The 17636-nt window shown below is 60.2% G+C and carries 17 protein-coding genes; 11 read left to right on the top strand and 6 right to left on the bottom strand.

The features are described from left to right. Window positions 1–56: 56 nt before the first annotated feature. Complete coding sequence (locus K0P33_RS00440) at window positions 57–461, bottom strand: acyl-CoA thioesterase (protein ID WP_010566936.1); 405 nt, start codon at window positions 459–461, stop codon at window positions 57–59. A gap of 456 nt (window positions 462–917) precedes the next feature. On the opposite strand from K0P33_RS00440, the gene K0P33_RS00435 reads away from it, so the two are divergent. The 10 genes from K0P33_RS00435 to K0P33_RS00390 all read left to right on the top strand — a co-directional run bounded on the left by K0P33_RS00435 (window position 918) and on the right by K0P33_RS00390 (window position 11809). Further along, on the top strand, window positions 918–2207 hold the full coding sequence (locus tag K0P33_RS00435) for an MFS transporter (protein ID WP_242153523.1): 1290 nt from the start codon (window positions 918–920) through the stop codon (window positions 2205–2207). 250 nt (window positions 2208–2457) lie between these two features. Continuing rightward, a complete protein-coding gene (locus K0P33_RS00430) occupies window positions 2458–3444 on the top strand; it encodes a phosphate ABC transporter substrate-binding protein PstS (RefSeq protein WP_094948992.1) in 987 nt (328 codons plus the stop codon). A 485-nt stretch (window positions 3445–3929) separates the two neighbouring features. Continuing rightward, the gene (locus K0P33_RS00425) at window positions 3930–5963 is read left to right on the top strand and encodes an ABC transporter permease subunit (protein WP_176462889.1); all 2034 of its coding nucleotides are present in this window, start codon (window positions 3930–3932) and stop codon (window positions 5961–5963) included. Between the two features lie 15 nt (window positions 5964–5978). Beyond that, the gene (pstA, locus tag K0P33_RS00420; protein ID WP_094948990.1) at window positions 5979–7649 is read left to right on the top strand and encodes a phosphate ABC transporter permease PstA; all 1671 of its coding nucleotides are present in this window, start codon (window positions 5979–5981) and stop codon (window positions 7647–7649) included. Between the two features lie 93 nt (window positions 7650–7742). Continuing rightward, a complete protein-coding gene (gene pstB / locus K0P33_RS00415) occupies window positions 7743–8576 on the top strand; it encodes a phosphate ABC transporter ATP-binding protein PstB (RefSeq protein ID WP_056860879.1) in 834 nt (277 codons plus the stop codon). Window positions 8577–8691: 115 nt separating this feature from the next. Next, the gene (gene phoU / locus K0P33_RS00410) at window positions 8692–9453 is read left to right on the top strand and encodes a phosphate signaling complex protein PhoU (protein ID WP_094948989.1); all 762 of its coding nucleotides are present in this window, start codon (window positions 8692–8694) and stop codon (window positions 9451–9453) included. A 167-nt stretch (window positions 9454–9620) separates the two neighbouring features. Continuing rightward, window positions 9621–10523, top strand: coding sequence for a response regulator (locus tag K0P33_RS00405; protein WP_242153521.1), 903 nt, complete (start codon window positions 9621–9623; stop codon window positions 10521–10523). Window positions 10524–10615: 92 nt separating this feature from the next. Further along, entirely contained in the window at window positions 10616–10894 is a 279-nt protein-coding gene (locus K0P33_RS00400; RefSeq protein WP_094948987.1) for a type II toxin-antitoxin system RelE/ParE family toxin, read from the top strand. 4 nt (window positions 10895–10898) lie between these two features. Continuing rightward, window positions 10899–11093 carry an XRE family transcriptional regulator gene (locus K0P33_RS00395; RefSeq protein ID WP_318654894.1) on the top strand — a complete coding sequence of 65 codons (195 nt, stop codon included), beginning with the start codon at window positions 10899–10901 and terminating at the stop codon, window positions 11091–11093. Window positions 11094–11137: 44 nt separating this feature from the next. After that, on the top strand, window positions 11138–11809 hold the full coding sequence (locus K0P33_RS00390; protein WP_094948985.1) for a peptidoglycan DD-metalloendopeptidase family protein: 672 nt from the start codon (window positions 11138–11140) through the stop codon (window positions 11807–11809). A 3-nt stretch (window positions 11810–11812) separates the two neighbouring features. Here the strand turns inward: K0P33_RS00390 and K0P33_RS00385 are convergent, their stop codons facing one another. From K0P33_RS00385 to phoB, 3 genes are all read right to left on the bottom strand, one after another. Beyond that, complete coding sequence (locus K0P33_RS00385) at window positions 11813–13153, bottom strand: hemolysin family protein (RefSeq protein WP_083356076.1); 1341 nt, start codon at window positions 13151–13153, stop codon at window positions 11813–11815. Window positions 13154–13421: 268 nt separating this feature from the next. Beyond that, the gene (phoR, locus tag K0P33_RS00380) at window positions 13422–14708 is read right to left on the bottom strand and encodes a phosphate regulon sensor histidine kinase PhoR (RefSeq protein ID WP_242156154.1); all 1287 of its coding nucleotides are present in this window, start codon (window positions 14706–14708) and stop codon (window positions 13422–13424) included. 81 nt (window positions 14709–14789) lie between these two features. After that, the gene (phoB, locus tag K0P33_RS00375; RefSeq protein ID WP_003195617.1) at window positions 14790–15479 is read right to left on the bottom strand and encodes a phosphate regulon transcriptional regulator PhoB; all 690 of its coding nucleotides are present in this window, start codon (window positions 15477–15479) and stop codon (window positions 14790–14792) included. Between the two features lie 154 nt (window positions 15480–15633). On the opposite strand from phoB, the gene K0P33_RS00370 reads away from it, so the two are divergent. After that, window positions 15634–16014, top strand: a complete 381-nt coding sequence (locus tag K0P33_RS00370) for a hypothetical protein (RefSeq protein WP_094948983.1) — start codon at window positions 15634–15636, stop codon at window positions 16012–16014. Window positions 16015–16181: 167 nt separating this feature from the next. Here K0P33_RS00370 and ubiA read toward each other — a convergent pair whose 3' ends face one another. Beyond that, entirely contained in the window at window positions 16182–17072 is an 891-nt protein-coding gene (gene ubiA / locus K0P33_RS00365) for a 4-hydroxybenzoate octaprenyltransferase (protein WP_094948982.1), read from the bottom strand. Next, window positions 17072–17635: a chorismate lyase gene (locus K0P33_RS00360; RefSeq protein WP_094948981.1), complete on the bottom strand. Its 564-nt coding sequence runs from the start codon at window positions 17633–17635 to the stop codon at window positions 17072–17074. Before K0P33_RS00360 ends, ubiA begins: the two co-directional genes overlap by 1 nt. Window position 17636 lies beyond the last annotated feature (1 nt).

The following is a 17636-nucleotide window of genomic DNA, read 5'->3' as shown; positions in this document are numbered from 1 at the left end:
GCAGTGCTCTCAAATGGCAGGCAATGGGGCAATTGACCGTCAAAACCCGGCGATGTTTAACGCGCGCGCGATGGCACCGAGCGCGTACGGCCGCTGCCGTCGATGGCGACGAACACAAAAACCGCCTCGGTGACCTTGCGCCATTCGCTGGACAACGGGTCGTCGCTCCACACTTCGACCATCATCTGGATCGAGCTGCGGCCGATTTCCAAGGCCTGGGTATAGAAGGACAGTTGCGCGCCGACGGCTACCGGCACCAGGAACGCCATGCGATCTATCGCCACGGTGGCAACACGCCCACCGGCAACCTTACTGGCCATGGCCGTGCCGGCCAGGTCCATCTGTGAGACCAGCCAACCGCCGAAGATATCGCCAAAACCGTTGGTTTCACGCGGCAGCGCGGTGATTTGCAGGGCGAGATCGCCTTGCGGAATTGGATCTTCTTGTTCGAGTTCGATCATGCGAGGGTGCCTCTGACCCGTGACGCGTCATGGGTAGTTCAAGTGGATAGCCGTCTTCTGGAAAAACGTTTCAGCACCAACATACACCGCTCGATGCGTTTCTCGTAAGGCGTACTAAAGGGAAACTCTGCCAAATCGGCTGGATGGCACCAACGACGTTTTGGCACAGCAGCCTCTCAAGACTGCGGGTCTTGCGCTTGCAGGGGCCGAGTATATCGAGACGCCGGCGCCGCGACGACCTCCCGATACTCATTTGGTCGGCAAATCGCGGCTGTTATGCGGCTTTTTCGCGCAACTGTGTTTCTGATTGCGGTGAAAGCGCAGGAATGGGGAATATTTCGCCCTTCTGAACTGTTATTCGGTAGGCGCTGTGCTTTTTCAAGCGATTTGCTATCTTGCCAAACCTGCCGCAAGTCCCGGGCTTGCCGTTCTGATTACTATAAGAGAAGCCTTGCCATGTCCTCCGTGCCCGCAAGCAGCGCGCAACCGTCGCGCCCGCTGACCCGCAACGACTACAAAACTCTGTCGCTGTCTGCTTTGGGCGGGGCGCTGGAGTTTTACGACTTCATCATCTTCGTGTTTTTCGCCACCGTGGTCGGAAAACTGTTCTTCCCCGCCGACATGCCTGAATGGCTGCGCATGATGCAGACCTTCGGCATCTTCGCAGCCGGCTACCTGGCACGCCCGCTGGGCGGCATCATCATGGCGCACTTCGGCGACCTGCTGGGCCGCAAGAAAATGTTCACCCTGAGCATCTTCATGATGGCCGTGCCGACCCTGATCATGGGCCTGCTGCCGACCTACGCGCAGATCGGCCTGTGGGCGCCGATCCTGCTGCTGTTGATGCGCGTCATTCAGGGCGCGGCGATTGGCGGTGAAGTACCGGGCGCCTGGGTGTTCGTCTCCGAACACGTGCCGCCGCGCCACATCGGCTACGCCTGCGGCACCCTGACCAGCGGCCTGACCGCGGGCATCCTGCTGGGCTCGCTGGTGGCCACCGCCATCAACACGCTTTACAGCCCGGAGCAGGTGTCGGATTACGCCTGGCGTATCCCGTTCCTGCTGGGTGGTGTGTTCGGCCTGCTCTCTGTGTACCTGCGCCGCTGGCTGCATGAAACGCCGATTTTCGCCGAGATGCAGCAACGCAAGACCCTGGCTGCCGAACTGCCGTTGCGTGCGGTATTGCGCGATCACCGTGGCGCCATCGTGCTGTCGATGCTGCTGACCTGGTTGCTGTCGGCCGGTGTTGTCGTGGTCATCCTGATGACGCCAACCGTGCTGCAAACCGTCTACCACTTCAGCCCCACCGTTGCGTTGCAAGCCAACAGCATGGCCATCGTCACCCTGAGCCTGGGCTGCATCGCCTCCGGCGCCCTGGCCGACCGCTTTGGCGCGGGCCGTGTGCTGGTCAGCGGTTGCCTGTTGTTATTGGCGACGTCATGGACGCTGTACCACAGCCTTCTTGACCACCCGACCTGGCTCTTCCCGCTGTACACCCTGACCGGCCTGTTTGTTGGTGTGATCGGCGTGGTGCCTTACGTGATGGTGAAAGCCTTCCCGCCGGTGGTGCGTTTCAGCGGGTTGTCGTTTTCCTACAACGTCGCCTACGCCGTGTTTGGTGGTTTGACGCCGCTGGCAGTGTCGCTGCTGATGAAGGAAAGCCCGATGGGCCCTGCTTACTATGTCGCCGTGCTGTGCGTGATGGGGATGTTGGTGGGTGGGTACCTGTGGAAGCGCGGACGCTAACCCGCAGCTTGAAGACCATTCCTACACAGAGGTGTAGGAATGGTCATAGATTACAGCGTATTTCTGAAACACCGCTTCAAGCGCTCCAACCTCCTCGCAAGCCCCAGCTCTATTGATCTTTATCCTTCCTGCCAGGTTTTTCACGAATACTGGCCTTTCATCTAATTGTCACATTCCGGACATAGAGTGTTCACACGGCCTACCGATACTTGGCCCCGATCCAACTATCCCTATCTGCTAGGAGCAAGGCATGAAACTGAAACGTTTGATGGCGGCAATGACTTTTGTCGCTGCTGGCGTTGCGACCGCTAACGCGGTAGCCGCTGGTGTTGACCCGGCAATGCCGGCTTACACCAAGACCACCGGTGTCTCGGGCAACCTGTCCAGCGTTGGTTCCGACACTCTGGCTAACCTGATGACCCTGTGGGCTGAGTCCTATAAAAAGGAATACCCGAACGTCAACATCCAGATTCAGGCTGCCGGCTCCGCCACTGCTCCACCTGCGCTGACTGAAGGCACCTCTAACCTGGGCCCGATGAGCCGCAAGATGAAGGACACCGAACTGGCTGCCTTCGAGCAGAAGTACGGCTACAAGCCAACCGCTATCCCGGTAGCTGTGGATGCCCTGGCCGTGTTCGTGCACAAGGACAACCCGATCCAGCACCTGACCATGGAACAAGTCGACGCGATCTTCTCCTCGACTCGCCTGTGCGGTGCTAAAGCCGACGTGAAAACCTGGGGCGACCTGGGTGTGACCGGCGACCTGGCCAACAAGCCAGTTCAGCTGTTCGGTCGTAACTCGGTATCCGGCACCTACGGCTACTTCAAAGAAGAAGCCCTGTGCAAAGGCGACTACAAGCCAAACGTGAACGAACAACCAGGCTCGGCTTCGGTTGTGCAGTCGATCAGCTCCTCGCTGAACGGCATCGGTTACTCGGGCATTGGCTACAAAACCGCTAGCGTGAAGACAGTAGCCCTGGCCAAGAAAGGCAGCACTGACTTCATCGAAGACACCGAAGAAAACGCCCTGAACGGCAAATACCCGCTGTCGCGCTTCCTCTACGTGTACGTCAACAAAGCCCCGAACAAGCCTCTGGCCCCGCTGGAAGCTGAGTTCGTGAAGCTGGTTCTGTCCAAACAGGGCCAGGAAGTTGTAGTCAAAGACGGCTACATCCCACTGCCAGCCAAAGTGGCCGCCAAGGCCCTGGCTGACCTGGGTCTGAAAGAAGGTAACTAAGCCTGTAATACCTGGTGTAGACGCATGCTTTTCGGTGGGAGCGGGCTTGCCCGCGATGCTGGCGACGCGGTTTAGAGTTGAAACCGTATTGACGCCATCGCGGGCATATCCACCCCCAGACTACCCGTCTACACCCCTAATTTTTTAGTCCGCTGCCAGCTCTGCTACGCGGCGGATTTCTTGCGTCACTGCATTGTCATCTTTCTGTCATACAGGATCGCTAGGGTGTGCGCATGAATGATCTGGCCAATTCCACCATGACGACGACTTCTCCCCCCAAGCGCATTGACTTCAATACGCCTGAGTTGCAACGCAAGCGCCGCATTCGCGCGCTCAAAGATCGCCTGACCCGTTGGTACGTGTTGATCGGCGGCCTCGCCGTCCTTGGTGCCATCACCCTGATTTTCTTCTTCCTTGCCTACGTCGTCGCGCCCTTGTTCCAAGGTGCCTCGCTGACCAAGGAAGACGCGCTGACGCCCGCCTGGATCCAGGACGCCGGCAAGCCGTTGATGATCTCCCTCGAAGAGCAGAACCAGGTCGCCATGCGGGTTTCCGACAAGGGCCAGGCGCTGTTCTTTAATGTGGAGACCGGCGCCGAACTCAAGCGTGTCGACTTGCCGCTGCCGGCAGGCGCCAGTGTTGCGTCCATCGGTGAAGACCAACCAGGCAGCCCGCTGGTGATCCTCGGTCTCTCCAACGGGCAGTCCCTGGTGTTCCGCCACACCTATAAGGTGTCTTACCCGGACGGCAAAAAAACCATTACGCCGGCAATTGAATACCCTTACGGCGAAGCGCCGATCGTGCTGGATGATGCCGGCCGCCCGCTGGAACACGTCGCCCTCAACGCCACTGACTCCTCGCTGGTGGTGGCAGGCTCCGCCGGTTCGCACCTGAACGTGCTGGCCCTGAGCCGCGAAGAAAACATGATGACTGGCGAAGTCACCAGCGAGCAGAAGCGCATCGAGCTGCCGCAAATGACTGAGCCGGTGAAGGCGATCTTCATCGACCCACGCCAGCAGTGGCTGTATGTGATCAACGGTCGCGCCCTCGCCGATGTATTCAGCCTGCGCGACAAGAGCCTCAACGGTCGCTACAAACTGCTCGAAGACGGCAATGCCGAAATCACCGCCAGCACTCAACTGGTGGGCGGTATCTCGCTGATCGTCGGTAACTCCAAGGGCGGCCTGGCCCAATGGTTCATGGCCCGCGACCCGGATGGCGAGCAGCACCTGAAACAGATCCGCACCTTCCAGATGGGCACCACGCCGATCGTGGAAATCACCGCTGAAGAACGTCGTAAAGGCTTCACCGCCCTCGACGCGTCCGGCAAGTTCGGCGTGTTCCACAGCACCGCCCACCGCACGCTGTTGGTGGACCCGGTGGTCGACGGCCAAGGTGTGTTCGGCCTGTCGCCACGCGCCAACCGCGTGATCGTCGAAGCCGGCGGCAAGCTGCAACCGCTGCTGTTGGACAACCCGCACCCGGAAGTGTCCTGGAGCGCGTTGTGGAGCAAGGTCTGGTACGAAAACTACGACGAGCCTAAGTACGTCTGGCAATCGACCGCCGCCAACACCGACTTCGAACCCAAGATGAGCCTGGCACCGCTGACCTTCGGTACATTGAAGGCCGCGTTCTACGCCATGCTGCTGGCCGCACCCCTGGCCGTTGCCGCCGCGATCTACACCGCGTACTTCATGGCCCCGAGCCTGCGCCGCAAGGTCAAGCCGGTGATCGAACTGATGGAAGCGATGCCGACGGTGATCCTCGGCTTCTTCGCCGGCCTGTTCCTGGCGCCGTATGTCGAAGGGCATCTGCCGGGGATTTTCAGCCTGCTGATGCTGTTGCCGATTGGCATCCTGGTGGCCGGTTTTGTCTTCAGCCGCTTACCTGAGTCGATCCGCCTGCGCGTTCCCGATGGCTGGGAAAGCGCAATCCTGATCCCGGTGATCCTGTTTGTGGGCTGGCTCTCGCTGTACATGAGCCCATACCTGGAAACCTGGTTCTTCGGCGGCGACATGCGCATGTGGATCTCCCACGACCTGGGCATCACCTACGACCAGCGCAACGCCCTGGTAGTCGGCCTGGCCATGGGCTTTGCGGTGATCCCGAACATCTACTCCATCGCCGAAGACGCCGTGTTCAGCGTGCCGCGCGGCCTGACTCTGGGCTCGTTGGCCCTGGGCGCCACGCCATGGCAGACCATGACCCGCGTTGTCATCCTGACCGCCAGCCCGGGGATTTTCTCGGCGCTGATGATCGGCATGGGCCGCGCAGTGGGTGAAACCATGATCGTGCTGATGGCCACCGGTAACACACCGGTGATGGAGATGAACCTGTTCGAGGGCCTGCGCACATTGGCGGCCAACGTCGCGGTGGAAATGCCTGAGTCGGAAGTCGGTGGTAGCCATTACCGCGTGCTGTTCCTCTCGGCGCTGGTGCTGCTGTTGTTCACCTTCATCATGAACACCCTCGCCGAGCTGATTCGTCAGCGTCTGCGCAAGAAATACTCGTCGCTTTAAGAAAGGTAGAAGTCTGTGAAACAGAACTCCCTGAATGGATGGTTCAAGAGCGGCGCCCCAGGCGTCTGGATCAGCGGTGGCGCGGTGTCCATCGCGGTCATCATGACCATTGGTTTGCTGGCCGTGATTGCGGTGCGTGGCTTGGGCCACTTCTGGCCGGCTGACCTGATCCAGGCCAACTACAACGTGCCGGGCCAGGAAAACCATATCGTCATCGGCGAAGTGGTGCAGAAGGAAGAAGTACCGCGCGAGCGCCTGAAAAGCGCTGGCCTGCCGGTGCCCGACCAAGGCCCGGAATTCATGACACGCGAGCTGATCAAGGTCGGTAACCGCGACCTGAACGGCAATGACTTCACCTGGATTGTTGGCGAATGGCTCAAGGACCAGACCAAGCCTGCGAACCTGATGGCGATCGAGCGACGTGAGTGGGGCAACTTCTACGGCACCCTGGTCAACGTCAAGCAGGACGGCAAGGTCATCGCCGAAGGCGAGGCCGCGTGGCCAGAGCTGCAAGCCCGTGTCGACCGTGTGAACAAGTTGGCTGCTGAGCTCAAGAGCTTAGAAAAAACCGACATCGGCGCGATCAACGCCGGGCTGGAACGCATCCGCCTGCACGGCCGCAAGCTGGAGCTGGAAGGCAAGCTCGATGCCACCGCTCAAGCGGATATGGACAGCGGCCGCGCCGAATTGAACGCCCGTTACCAGGACATCGAAGCGCGCCTGGCCGATTTGCACGCCCAGTTCAACCGTGACGCCCTGACGGCTCGCGATGGCAATGGCAAAGAAGTCGAAATTGGCATCGGCAAAGTGGTGCACGCCTACCAGCCGAACGCCATGGGCACGATGACCAAGATCGGCTTCTACTTCAGCAAGGTCTGGGAATTCCTCAGCGACGACCCACGTGAAGCCAACACCGAAGGCGGGATCTTCCCGGCGATTTTCGGCACCGTGATGATGACCCTGATCATGGCGATGATCGTGACCCCGTTCGGCGTGCTGGCGGCCGTGTACCTGCGTGAGTACGCCAAGCAGAACACCCTGACCCGGATTATCCGCATCGCGGTGAACAACCTAGCGGGCGTACCGGCCATTGTTTACGGTGTGTTCGGCTTGGGCTTCTTCGTGTATGTACTGGGTGGCTCGGTTGACCGTCTGTTCTTCGCCGAAGCCCTGCCGGCACCGACCTTCGGTACGCCGGGCCTGCTGTGGGCCTCGCTGACCCTGGCGCTGCTGGCGGTGCCGGTGGTGATTGTGGCGACTGAAGAAGGGTTGGCGCGAATTCCTCGCACCGTGCGTGAAGGCTCGCTGGCGCTCGGCGCGACCAAGGCGGAAACGCTGTGGAAGATCGTGCTGCCGATGGCCAGCCCGGCGATGATGACCGGCATGATCCTCGCCGTGGCCCGCGCCGCCGGTGAAGTGGCGCCGCTGATGCTGGTAGGTGTAGTGAAACTGGCGCCGTCGCTGCCGTTGGATGGCAACTACCCGTACCTGCACCTGGACCAGAAGATCATGCACTTGGGCTTCCATATTTATGACGTCGGCTTCCAGAGCCCCAACGTCGAAGCCGCACGACCGCTGGTGTACGCCACCGCCTTGCTGTTGGTGCTGGTGATTGCCACGCTCAACTTGTCGGCGGTGTGGATCCGTAACCACCTGCGCGAAAAATACAAAGCGCTGGACAGCTAAAGCTATTAGCCACAAGCGGCAAGCTACAAGCCGCTTTTGCTCAAATCTTGCAGCTTGCAGCTAGAAGCTGGCAGCTACGAACGGAGTGAGACCATGCAACACGAAACCCACACCCACGGCATCAACATGTCGGCCCTGGGTCGCGACAAGCAGAGCCTGAGCCTGGCCCAGGAAACCGTGGCCATCGAAGTGCCAGGCCTGAGCCTGTACTACGGTGAAAAGCAGGCGCTGTTCGACGTCAGCATGAACATCCCGAAACAGCGCGTGACCGCCTTCATTGGTCCGTCCGGCTGCGGTAAGTCGACGCTGCTGCGTACCTTCAACCGCATGAACGACCTTGTCGACGGTTGCCGCGTAGAAGGCGCGATCAACCTCTACGGCACCAACATCTATCGCAAAGGCGAAGACGTGGCCGAGCTGCGTCGTCGCGTGGGCATGGTGTTCCAGAAGCCCAACCCGTTCCCCAAGACCATCTACGAAAACGTGGTGTACGGCCTGCGCATCCAGGGCATCAACAAAAAACGCATCCTCGACGAAGCGGTTGAGTGGGCCTTGAAAGGCGCCGCACTGTGGGACGAGGTCAAAGACCGCCTGCATGAATCGGCACTCGGCCTGTCCGGCGGCCAGCAGCAACGTCTGGTGATCGCCCGTACCATCGCCGTGGAGCCCGAAGTACTGCTGCTCGACGAACCGTGCTCGGCACTCGACCCGATCTCGACGTTGAAAGTCGAAGAGCTGATCTACGAGCTCAAGTCCAAGTTCACCATCGTCATCGTGACCCACAACATGCAACAGGCGGCGCGGGTTTCCGACTACACCGCGTTCATGTACATGGGCAAACTGGTGGAGTTCGGCGACACCGATACCCTGTTCACCAATCCGGCGAAGAAGCAGACCGAAGACTACATTACCGGTCGTTATGGCTAGTTGAAGCAGCTGCGAGCCGCACGCTTCAAGCGGCAAGTAAAAGCAGTTCAATGCAACGACACATATCAACTTGCGGCTTGTAGCTTGCGGCATACAGCTTTTGTGGAGCAAAACCATGATTTCGAAGGAAGGCTTAACCCATCACATCTCCGCGCAGTTCAACGCCGAGCTTGAGGAAGTGCGCAGCCACCTCCTGGCGATGGGCGGGCTGGTGGAGAAGCAAGTCAACGACGCCGTCACTGCGCTGATCGAGGCCGACTCGGGCCTGGCCCAGCAAGTGCGTGAAATCGACGACCAGATCAACCAGATGGAACGCAACATCGACGAAGAATGCCTGCGCATTCTGGCGCGTCGTCAGCCGGCGGCGTCCGACCTGCGTTTGATCATCAGCATCTCCAAGTCGGTGATCGACCTGGAGCGCATCGGTGACGAAGCCACCAAAATCGCGCGCCGCGCCATCCAACTGTGCGAAGAAGGCGAAGCGCCGCGTGGTTACGTGGAAGTGCGCCACATCGGCGACCAGGTGCGCAACATGGTGCGCGATGCACTCGACGCGTTTGCCCGGTTCGACGCCGAACTGGCGTTGTCGGTGGCTCAGTACGACAAGACCATCGACCGCGAATACAAGACCGCACTACGCGAGCTGGCCACCTACATGATGGAAGACCCGCGCTCTATCTCGAGGGTCTTGAACATTATCTGGGTACTGCGTTCACTGGAGCGTATCGGCGACCACGCGCGCAATATCTCGGAACTGGTGATCTACCTGGTGCGCGGCACCGACGTACGGCACATGGGCCTCAAGCGCATGAAGGCCGAAGTTGAAGGCACGGCTGATCAAATTCCTAATGTTCCGGGCAAATCTGACGATAAGTAAGTTGCCCGAGAAATTAACGCCCGGCCTTTGGTCGGGCGTTTTTGTTTGTGGCATCTGAATTTTTTGCGCAGTGGGCGCGATAAAGTCCCTCTGTGACCAGCGAGTTTTGGCAAAATGCCACCTGTCAGGCGTTCTGCGTGCCGAAGTTTTTATAGGATGAAGGGTCGATGAGTAAAGTCAGTGTGTTGGTGGTGGATGACGCCTCGTTTATCCGCGACCTGGTGAAGAAGTGCCTGCGCAACTACTTCCCGGGGATCAAGATTGAAGACGCGGTGAACGGCAAAAAGGCGCAAACCATCCTGATGCGCGAGACCTTCGATCTGGTGCTGTGCGACTGGGAAATGCCCGAGATGTCCGGCCTTGAACTGCTGACCTGGTGCCGTGAGCAGCCTCATCTCAAAGCCATGCCGTTCGTGATGGTGACCAGCCGTGGCGACAAGGAAAACGTGGTCCAGGCGATTCAGGCCGGGGTTTCCGGCTACGTCAGCAAGCCGTTCACCAACGAACAGTTGCTTAACAAGGTCAAACAGGCGCTGCACAAGATCGGCCGCCTCGACGCGCTGATCGCCAGTGCGCCGACCAAGATGAACTCGGCCTTCGGCAATGACTCCCTCAGCGCCCTGACCGGCGGCAAGCCTGAAGCGGTCAAGCCGGCACCGGTAGCGGCGGCGCCAAGCAAAGGCATGCTCAACAGCCCGTCCGTGCAAGCGGCTCCAACCGCCCCGCCGGCTGGCGGTCGTGGCCAGGGCCAGTTGCGCCTGCCCAGCGGCACCCAGCAATGCGTGATCAAGGCGCTGAGCATCAAGGAAGCGCTGCTGGTGGTGCGTCGCGGTGAAGTCCTGCCTCAGGTACTGGAAAGTGCAGTATTGGACCTTGAGCAAGGCGACAACGCCGAAGTCGCACGCCTCAACGGCTACCTGCACGCCATTGTCGCCTACGAGCCCAAGCCCGACAGCGACTGGCTGCAATTGACCTTCCGGTTCATCGACCAGGACGCACAGAAGCTCGATTACATCTCCCGCCTGATCGCCCGTGGCACGGCGCAGAAGCACTTTGTGCCGGGTGCGTGATCACCTCAATTGCGGGAATCGACCGACCGTCTGATTCCCGTTAGCTGGATTGATTTATATCTGTTTCGATAGAGCCTCTCGATAACGCATCAATGTTAACGAGTCTTTGCTATGCCTTGAAACAAAGCGCCACTTTTCAGTTGGACCTTTTGCAGCAGGGCGAACAGCCTTTTGATTGCAAGCCGATGAAAACCATTGGGAGGGGCGTCAGTGATATTCGGATCACTGAGGACTCAGGAGCGTTTCGAGTGTTCTATGTGGTCAATCGGCCGCAAGCGGTCTATGTGCTGCACGCGCTGCGCAAGACCACACAGAAAACCGAAGGGCGGGATATAGAACGGGCTCGTGCCAGATTGCAGGACATAGGTTAAGCCCATGACAGACTCAAAAATCTACACCGAACGTTTCAGCTGCGTCTGGGATACTCCTGAGCAAGCCGCCAATATGCGCCTGCGCTCAAAATTACGGGTGGAACTGTGCAACACCATCCGTCGCTGGGAGTTCTCTCAGGAGGATGCGGCGCAAAGGCTCGGTATTAGCCCGCCTGACGCTCACTTAGAGTTGTCATGATCCCTTGCAAGCCTGCGGTTCAGTCATCCCGGAAGGTTCAGGCCATGCTTTTGCGCTTAATGCTGTTTTGCGGGCTGGCCTCGGTCGCCACCTCGACCCTGGCCATGACCTTCTACAAATCCACCGATGCTCATGGGGTGGTGGTTTTCAGTGACCGGCAAACCCCGGGCGCCCAGGCGTTTGTGATCCAGGAACGCAGGGTCGATCGGGTGCGGCGGCCAGTGCTGGATGTGCCAAAATCGAGTTATCCCCAGCAAGCCTATCGCTATCCTTTGCCCTGGCGCGGAGGCCCGTTTCGCTTGACCCAAGGCCCCAACGGCAGCTTCAGCCACACCGACGCCAAGAGCCGCTTCGCCATGGACATCGCCATGCCCGAAGGCACGCCGATCATTGCGGCGCGTAGCGGGATGGTGGTGAAGATCGAGAATAGCCAGGCAGGACGCGGCGGTGACGCGTCAGGGAATTTCGTGCGGGTGCGCCACGATGACGGCAGTGAGGGCGTGTACCTGCATCTCAAGCGAGGTTCGGTGAGTGTCACGCCAGGGCAGCGTGTCGCGGTGGGCAGCTCGCTGGCGTTGTCGGGCAATACCGGCAACAGCAGCGGGCCGCATCTGCATTTTGTGGTGCAGCGCAGTACCGAGGCCGGGCTGGTATCGATCCCTTACGAGTTCAACCAGCCGGTTGGCACATTGCCCAACTTTGCGTTGGGCAATTGAGGGTCAATCCAGCAACAGCACTTTGGCCAACACGATCTTCGGGCCTTTCATCTTCTTGATGATGATCCGTAAGCCTTCAACTTCCAGCACTTCTTCCTCTTCAGGCACCCGCTTCAGGGTGTCGTAGATCAGCCCGGCCAGGGTTTCGGCTTCGATGTGGTCCAGGTCGACGCCCAGCAGGCGTTCCACTTTGAACAGCGGCGTGTCGCCACGCACCAGCAGTTTGCCCGGCTGGTAGGCGAGGATGCCGCGCTCAGCCTTGCGGTGTTCGTCCTGGATATCGCCGACCAACACTTCCAGCACGTCTTCCATGGTCAGGTAGCCGATGATCTTGCCGTCAGCTTCCTCCACCAGGGCAAAGTGCGCGCCGCCTTTGCGGAACTGCTCCAGCAGCTGCGACAACGGCATATGCCGCGATACGCGTTCCAGCGGGCGGGTCAGCTCGGCCAGGTTGAACGACTCGGGGATGTGGTCCAGCGCCGCCAGTTCCAGCAGCAAATCCTTGATGTGCAGCAGGCCGACAAACTCGTTACGCACGGCGTCATACACCGGGTAACGGCTGAATTTGTGGCGGCGGAACAGCGCCAGGATTTCTTTGAGCGGGGCGTTGAAGTCCAGGGTGACCAGGTCTTCGCGGGAGTTGGCCCAGTCCACCACTTCCAGCTCGCCCATTTCCACGGCGGAGGCGAGTACACGCATGCCTTGGTCGCTCGGGTCCTGGCCACGGCTGGAGTGCAGGATCAGCTTGAGTTCTTCGCGGCTGTAATGGTGCTCATGGTGCGGGCCAGGTTCGCCTTGGCCGGCGATACGCAAGATGGCGTTGGCACTGGCGTTGAGCAGGTAGATCGCCGGGTACATCGCCCAGTAGAACAGGTACAGCGGCACCGCGGTCCACAGCGACAGCAGCTCGGGTTTGCGGATGGCCCAGGATTTAGGCGCCAACTCACCGACCACGATGTGCAGGTAGGAAATCACGAAGAAGGCGGCAAAAAACGACACGCCCTTGATCACTTCCGGCGACTCGACGCCTACGGCGCCCAGCATCGGCTCGAGGATGTGCGCAAAAGCCGGCTCACCGACCCAACCCAGGCCCAGGGAGGCGAGGGTGATACCCAGCTGGCAGGCTGACAGGTAAGCGTCGAGCTGGCTGTGCACGGTGCGCAGGATCTGCCCGCGCCAGCCGTTCTTGTGGGCGATGGCTTCGACCCGGGTGGCGCGCAGTTTGACCATAGCGAATTCCGCCGCAACGAAGAAACCGTTGAGCAGTACCAGGATCAGTGCAAAAAGAATCATGCCGAAGTCGGCGAAGAGTGTAGCGAGGGTGATGCCAGGGGAAGGGTCCATGATGGGGTTTTGCAGGTTCCGTGTGTTCAATAAGGGTGACAGACAGGCCTGAAAGGCAGGCGCAAGTCGGCCAATGTAGCGGCTGATGGGGCGCTTGCCTAGTGCCCGCTGCCGGGCGGGACCTGCAATGCATTCCTGGAAACGATACAAATCCAATGTGGGAGCAGGCTTGCCTGCGATAGCGGACTGTCAGTCGGCGTATTTTCAGCTGACCCACCGCCATCGTAGGCAAGCCAGCTCCCACACTTAGTCCAGTGTCGTTCTCAGGCTATTCATCTGTGCCGATCACCCGCGAACGCGTCACCTGCGCGGGTGGGAAGTGGCAGGTAAACGTGCTGCCCTGCCCCAGCACGCTGCTGATTTCCAGGCGCGCGCGGTGGCGCAGCAGCACGTGTTTGACGATGGCCAGGCCGAGCCCGGTGCCGCCGGTGTTGGAGTTGCGGCTGGAATCGACGCGGTAGAAGCGCTCGGTCAGGCGCGGCAGGTGCTTGGCGTCGATGCCGATGCCGGAGTCCTGCACGCTCAGGTGTGCGCCGTGCTGGTCGGCCCACCAACGGATGCGGATATTGCCCTTGTCCTGGGTGTACTTCACGGCGTTGAACACCAGGTTAGAAAACGCGCTGCGCAACTCGCCCTCGCTGCCTTTGAGCAGCACCAGCGGGTCGGCTTCCAGGGTGATCTGCTGCCCGCGCTCGCCGGAAAGCGCCTGGGCGTCGTTCTTGATGGTCTGCAACAGGCTTTGCACCGCTACCGGATGGTTGTCTGACGGGTAATCGGTGGCCTCAAGCTTGGCCAGCAACAGCAGGTCGTTGAGCAGGGTTTGCATGCGCGAGCCTTGCTGCTGCATCTGCTGCAGGGCACGGCTCCAGCGCGGGTTGATCTCCTCGACGTTGTCCAGCAGCGTCTCCAGATAGCCGCAGATTACCGTCAACGGCGTGCGCAGCTCGTGGGAGACGTTGGCGACGAAGTCTTTGCGCATCTGTTCCAACTGGTGGATGCGCGTCACGTCGCGCACCAGCATCAGGTGCTCATTGTTGCCGTAGCGAGTCAGGTACAGCTGGATGCGCACGCGGTCGTTGGTGGGCGAGGGGATTTCCAGGGCTTCTTCGTAGTTCTCCTGTTCGAAGTACTCCTTGAAGCGCGGGTGACGCACCAGGTTGGTCACCGGCTGGCCGCTGTCCTGGGGCGTCTTAAGGCCCAGCAGGGTTTCGGCCGCGCGGTTCCACCATTCCAGGTTGCCGTCGCTGTCGAGCATGATCACCGCGTCTTTGAGCGCGGCGGTGGATTCCTGCACCCGGTCGATCACCGCCTGCAGGCGCCCACGCACGCGTTGGTCGCGGCGTTGCAGGTGGTAGATGCTGTCGAACACCTCGCCCCACAGGCCGTAGCCGTCGGGAGGTGCTTCTTCGGGTTTGTGCTGGCGCAGCCATTCATGCAGACGCAGCAGCTGTTTGAGGGTCCAGCCCAGGTACAGGCCGATACCCACAGCCAGGCTCCAGCCGTAATAGCCGCTGACCAGGCCTACCACCAGGCAGCCGGTGATCAACAGCAGCATGTGGCGGATCAGGGTGCCATGCCAGTTCTGGTTCACTTAAACGTGCGTCCTTGTCAGCTGTTAAGGAAAGGGAGGGCTGGCTCAGCCTTTGGTGGAAAAGCGGTAGCCGGTGCCGCGCACGGTTTGTACCAGATTCTCGTAGGCATCGCCCAAGGCTTTGCGCAGGCGGCGGATATGCACATCCACGGTGCGCTCTTCCACATACACGTTGCCGCCCCACACTTGGTCCAACAGTTGGCCACGGGTGTAGGCGCGTTCCTGGTGAGTCATAAAAAACTGCAGCAGGCGGTATTCGGTCGGGCCCATCTCGGCCGGTTTGCCGTCGATGGTCACACGGTGGCTGATCGGGTCCAGAATCAGGCCGTCGACTTCGATCGGCGCTTCGCCATCAGTCGGTCCGGCACGGCGCAGTACGGCTTTGAGGCGCGCGACCAGTTCCCGTGGGGAAAAAGGCTTGGTGATGTAGTCATCAGCGCCGACTTCCAGGCCCTGGATCTTGTTGTCCTCTTCGCCCTTGGCGGTGAGCATGATGATCGGGATGTCCCCAGTCAGCTCGTCACGCTTGAGGCGCCGGGCCAGCTCGATGCCAGAGGTGCCGGGCAGCATCCAGTCCAGCAGGATCAGGTCCGGCTTGCGGTCGACGATAATGGCATGGGCCTGCTGGGAGTTCTCCGCCTCCAGGCAGTCGTAGCCGGCCATTTCCAACGCAACGGCGATCATCTCGCGGATGGGCGCTTCGTCGTCAACAATCAGAATGCTCCTGCCAACCATGCTCAAAATCCTCTTGTCATTTAACTGTCTTGCGCCGCATTAGATAACGGAATTATTGCAGTCGTGTGACAGTAATTTAGTCGCTTGGGCAATTATTGGCACTCTGGACTACCCTTTGGGTCCGAATCCTGACAACCACAAAAGGAAGGTTCCGATGACTCAAAGTACTTTCTCCTGGAAAGCCCTGCTGGTAACGGCCGCGTTGACGCTGCCGACACTGGTATTTGCGGCTGAGCCAGGGATGACCAAAGACGGGATGTTGGTGGACCACAATGGCATGACGCTCTACACCTTTGCCAAGGACGCCGATGGCAAATCTATGTGCAACGACAAGTGCGCCACCAACTGGCCGCCGCTGATGGCTGAATCCACCGACACTCCCATGGGCAAGTGGACCGTGATTACCCGTGACGATGAAAAGAGCCAGTGGGCCTACAGCGGCAAGCCGCTCTACACCTTCGTTATGGACAAGAAGGCCGGTGACATGACCGGCGACGGCAAAATGGACGGAGCCTGGAAGGTCGCCAAGCCCTGATCGCTTAGCGGCTAGCGAGCTTATCGTTGCAAGCGGGCAAGCCCTAATGCCGTTCAGTTAAGCGCAGACCCCCTGTGGGAGCGGGCTTGCTCGCGAAAGCGCTGGGTCAGTCAACATCAATGTTTGCTGGGCCGACGTCTTCGCGAGCAAGCCCGCTCGCCACAGGATCAACGAAACCCATAATCCGCCACAATCCCTACAAAAATCGCCAACCCCGCCCAGTGGTTATGCAAAAACGCCTTGAAGCATTTCATGCGGTCCTTGTCCCGTGTGTACCAGAACTCCCAGGCAAAACAGCCTGCCGCCGCCAGCAACCCGAGGTGGAACCAGCCGCCGAGCTCGAACCGCATGCCTGCCAGCAACAGGCAGACCAGCGATAAACCTTGCAGGGTAAGAATGATCACGCGGTCGGCATCGCCGAACAGGATCGCCGTGGACTTCACGCCGATCTTCAGGTCATCGTCGCGGTCCGTCATCGCGTAATAAGTGTCATAGCCCACCGTCCACAACAAATTGGCGATGTACAGCAGCCATGCCGTGGCAGGCAGGTGGCCGGTCTCGGCGGTGAACGCCATCGGCATGCCCCACGAAAACGCCGCGCCCAGCACCACTTGTGGGTAATAGGTGTAGCGCTTCATGAACGGGTAGCTCGCCGCCAGCGCCAGGCCGCCCAACGACAGCAGGATGGTCGTGGCGTTGGTCAGCAGCACCAGCAGGAAGCTGATGCCCATCAGCACCGCAAAAAACACCAGCGCTTCTTTGGAACTGATCTTGCCGCTGACCAGCGGGCGTTGCTCGGTGCGCTTCACATGGCCGTCGACCTTGCGGTCAGCCCAGTCATTGATCACACAGCCGCCGGCGCGGGTCAGCACCACGCCCAGGACGAAAATCACGATGTTGATAAGAGAAGGCGAGCCTTTACCGGCGATCCACAGCGCCCACAGTGTTGGCCACAGCAGCAGGTAGATGCCGATGGGCTTGTCCATGCGGGTCAACTGAATGAAATCCCAGGCCCTGGGGTTCAGGTGGTTCAGGGACTTGAGCAGACGTTGATACATCAGCAGTTCTCCGGATGGTCATGCAGTGCATGCCAAAAGCTCGGCAGGAAGATTTCCGCCACCAGCACGCTCAGCGGCCCGCGATCAAAGCGCGAGCGGCGCCCCCACAGGCCGTCGGCCTGGTCCGCGGGCGGCAGCCATTGCCTTGGGTAGTGGCACACCTCGATGGCCTGGCGGGTGAAGGCGTGGTCGCAGAACAGCAACTCGCCCAGCGAACGGCTGCCCAGCTCGTCCATGTGCAAGCCGTCGCCCTGCAAGGCACTGCGTGCCGCCACGCTGCGGGCGAACACCCACGGCTGGCCGTGCCCGCGCAAATACACCTCGCGCACCCATCCGATGCTAGCAGGGGCCAAGCCCAGCGCTGCGCATTCATCCTCGCGCAACGGCTGCCAGCCTTCGAACAACGGCGTCACGCTGAAACCGTCGTTGGACAGCCACGTGAGCCGGCGTGTCAGCGAGCCTTCGTCGAACAGCCAATTGAGTGCCAAGGGCGCGGGCAATGGGCTCAGAAGGCTCTGGGTCAGCCATTGGCAAGCATCGGGCGGGGCGATTGAGTGCGGCACG

The organism is Pseudomonas sp. ArH3a, assembly GCF_022648765.1.
In the GTDB taxonomy this organism is placed as follows: domain Bacteria; phylum Pseudomonadota; class Gammaproteobacteria; order Pseudomonadales; family Pseudomonadaceae; genus Aquipseudomonas.
The sequence above is the reverse complement of the archived record's forward strand: the minus strand, read 5'-3'. Positions and strand labels throughout refer to the sequence as shown.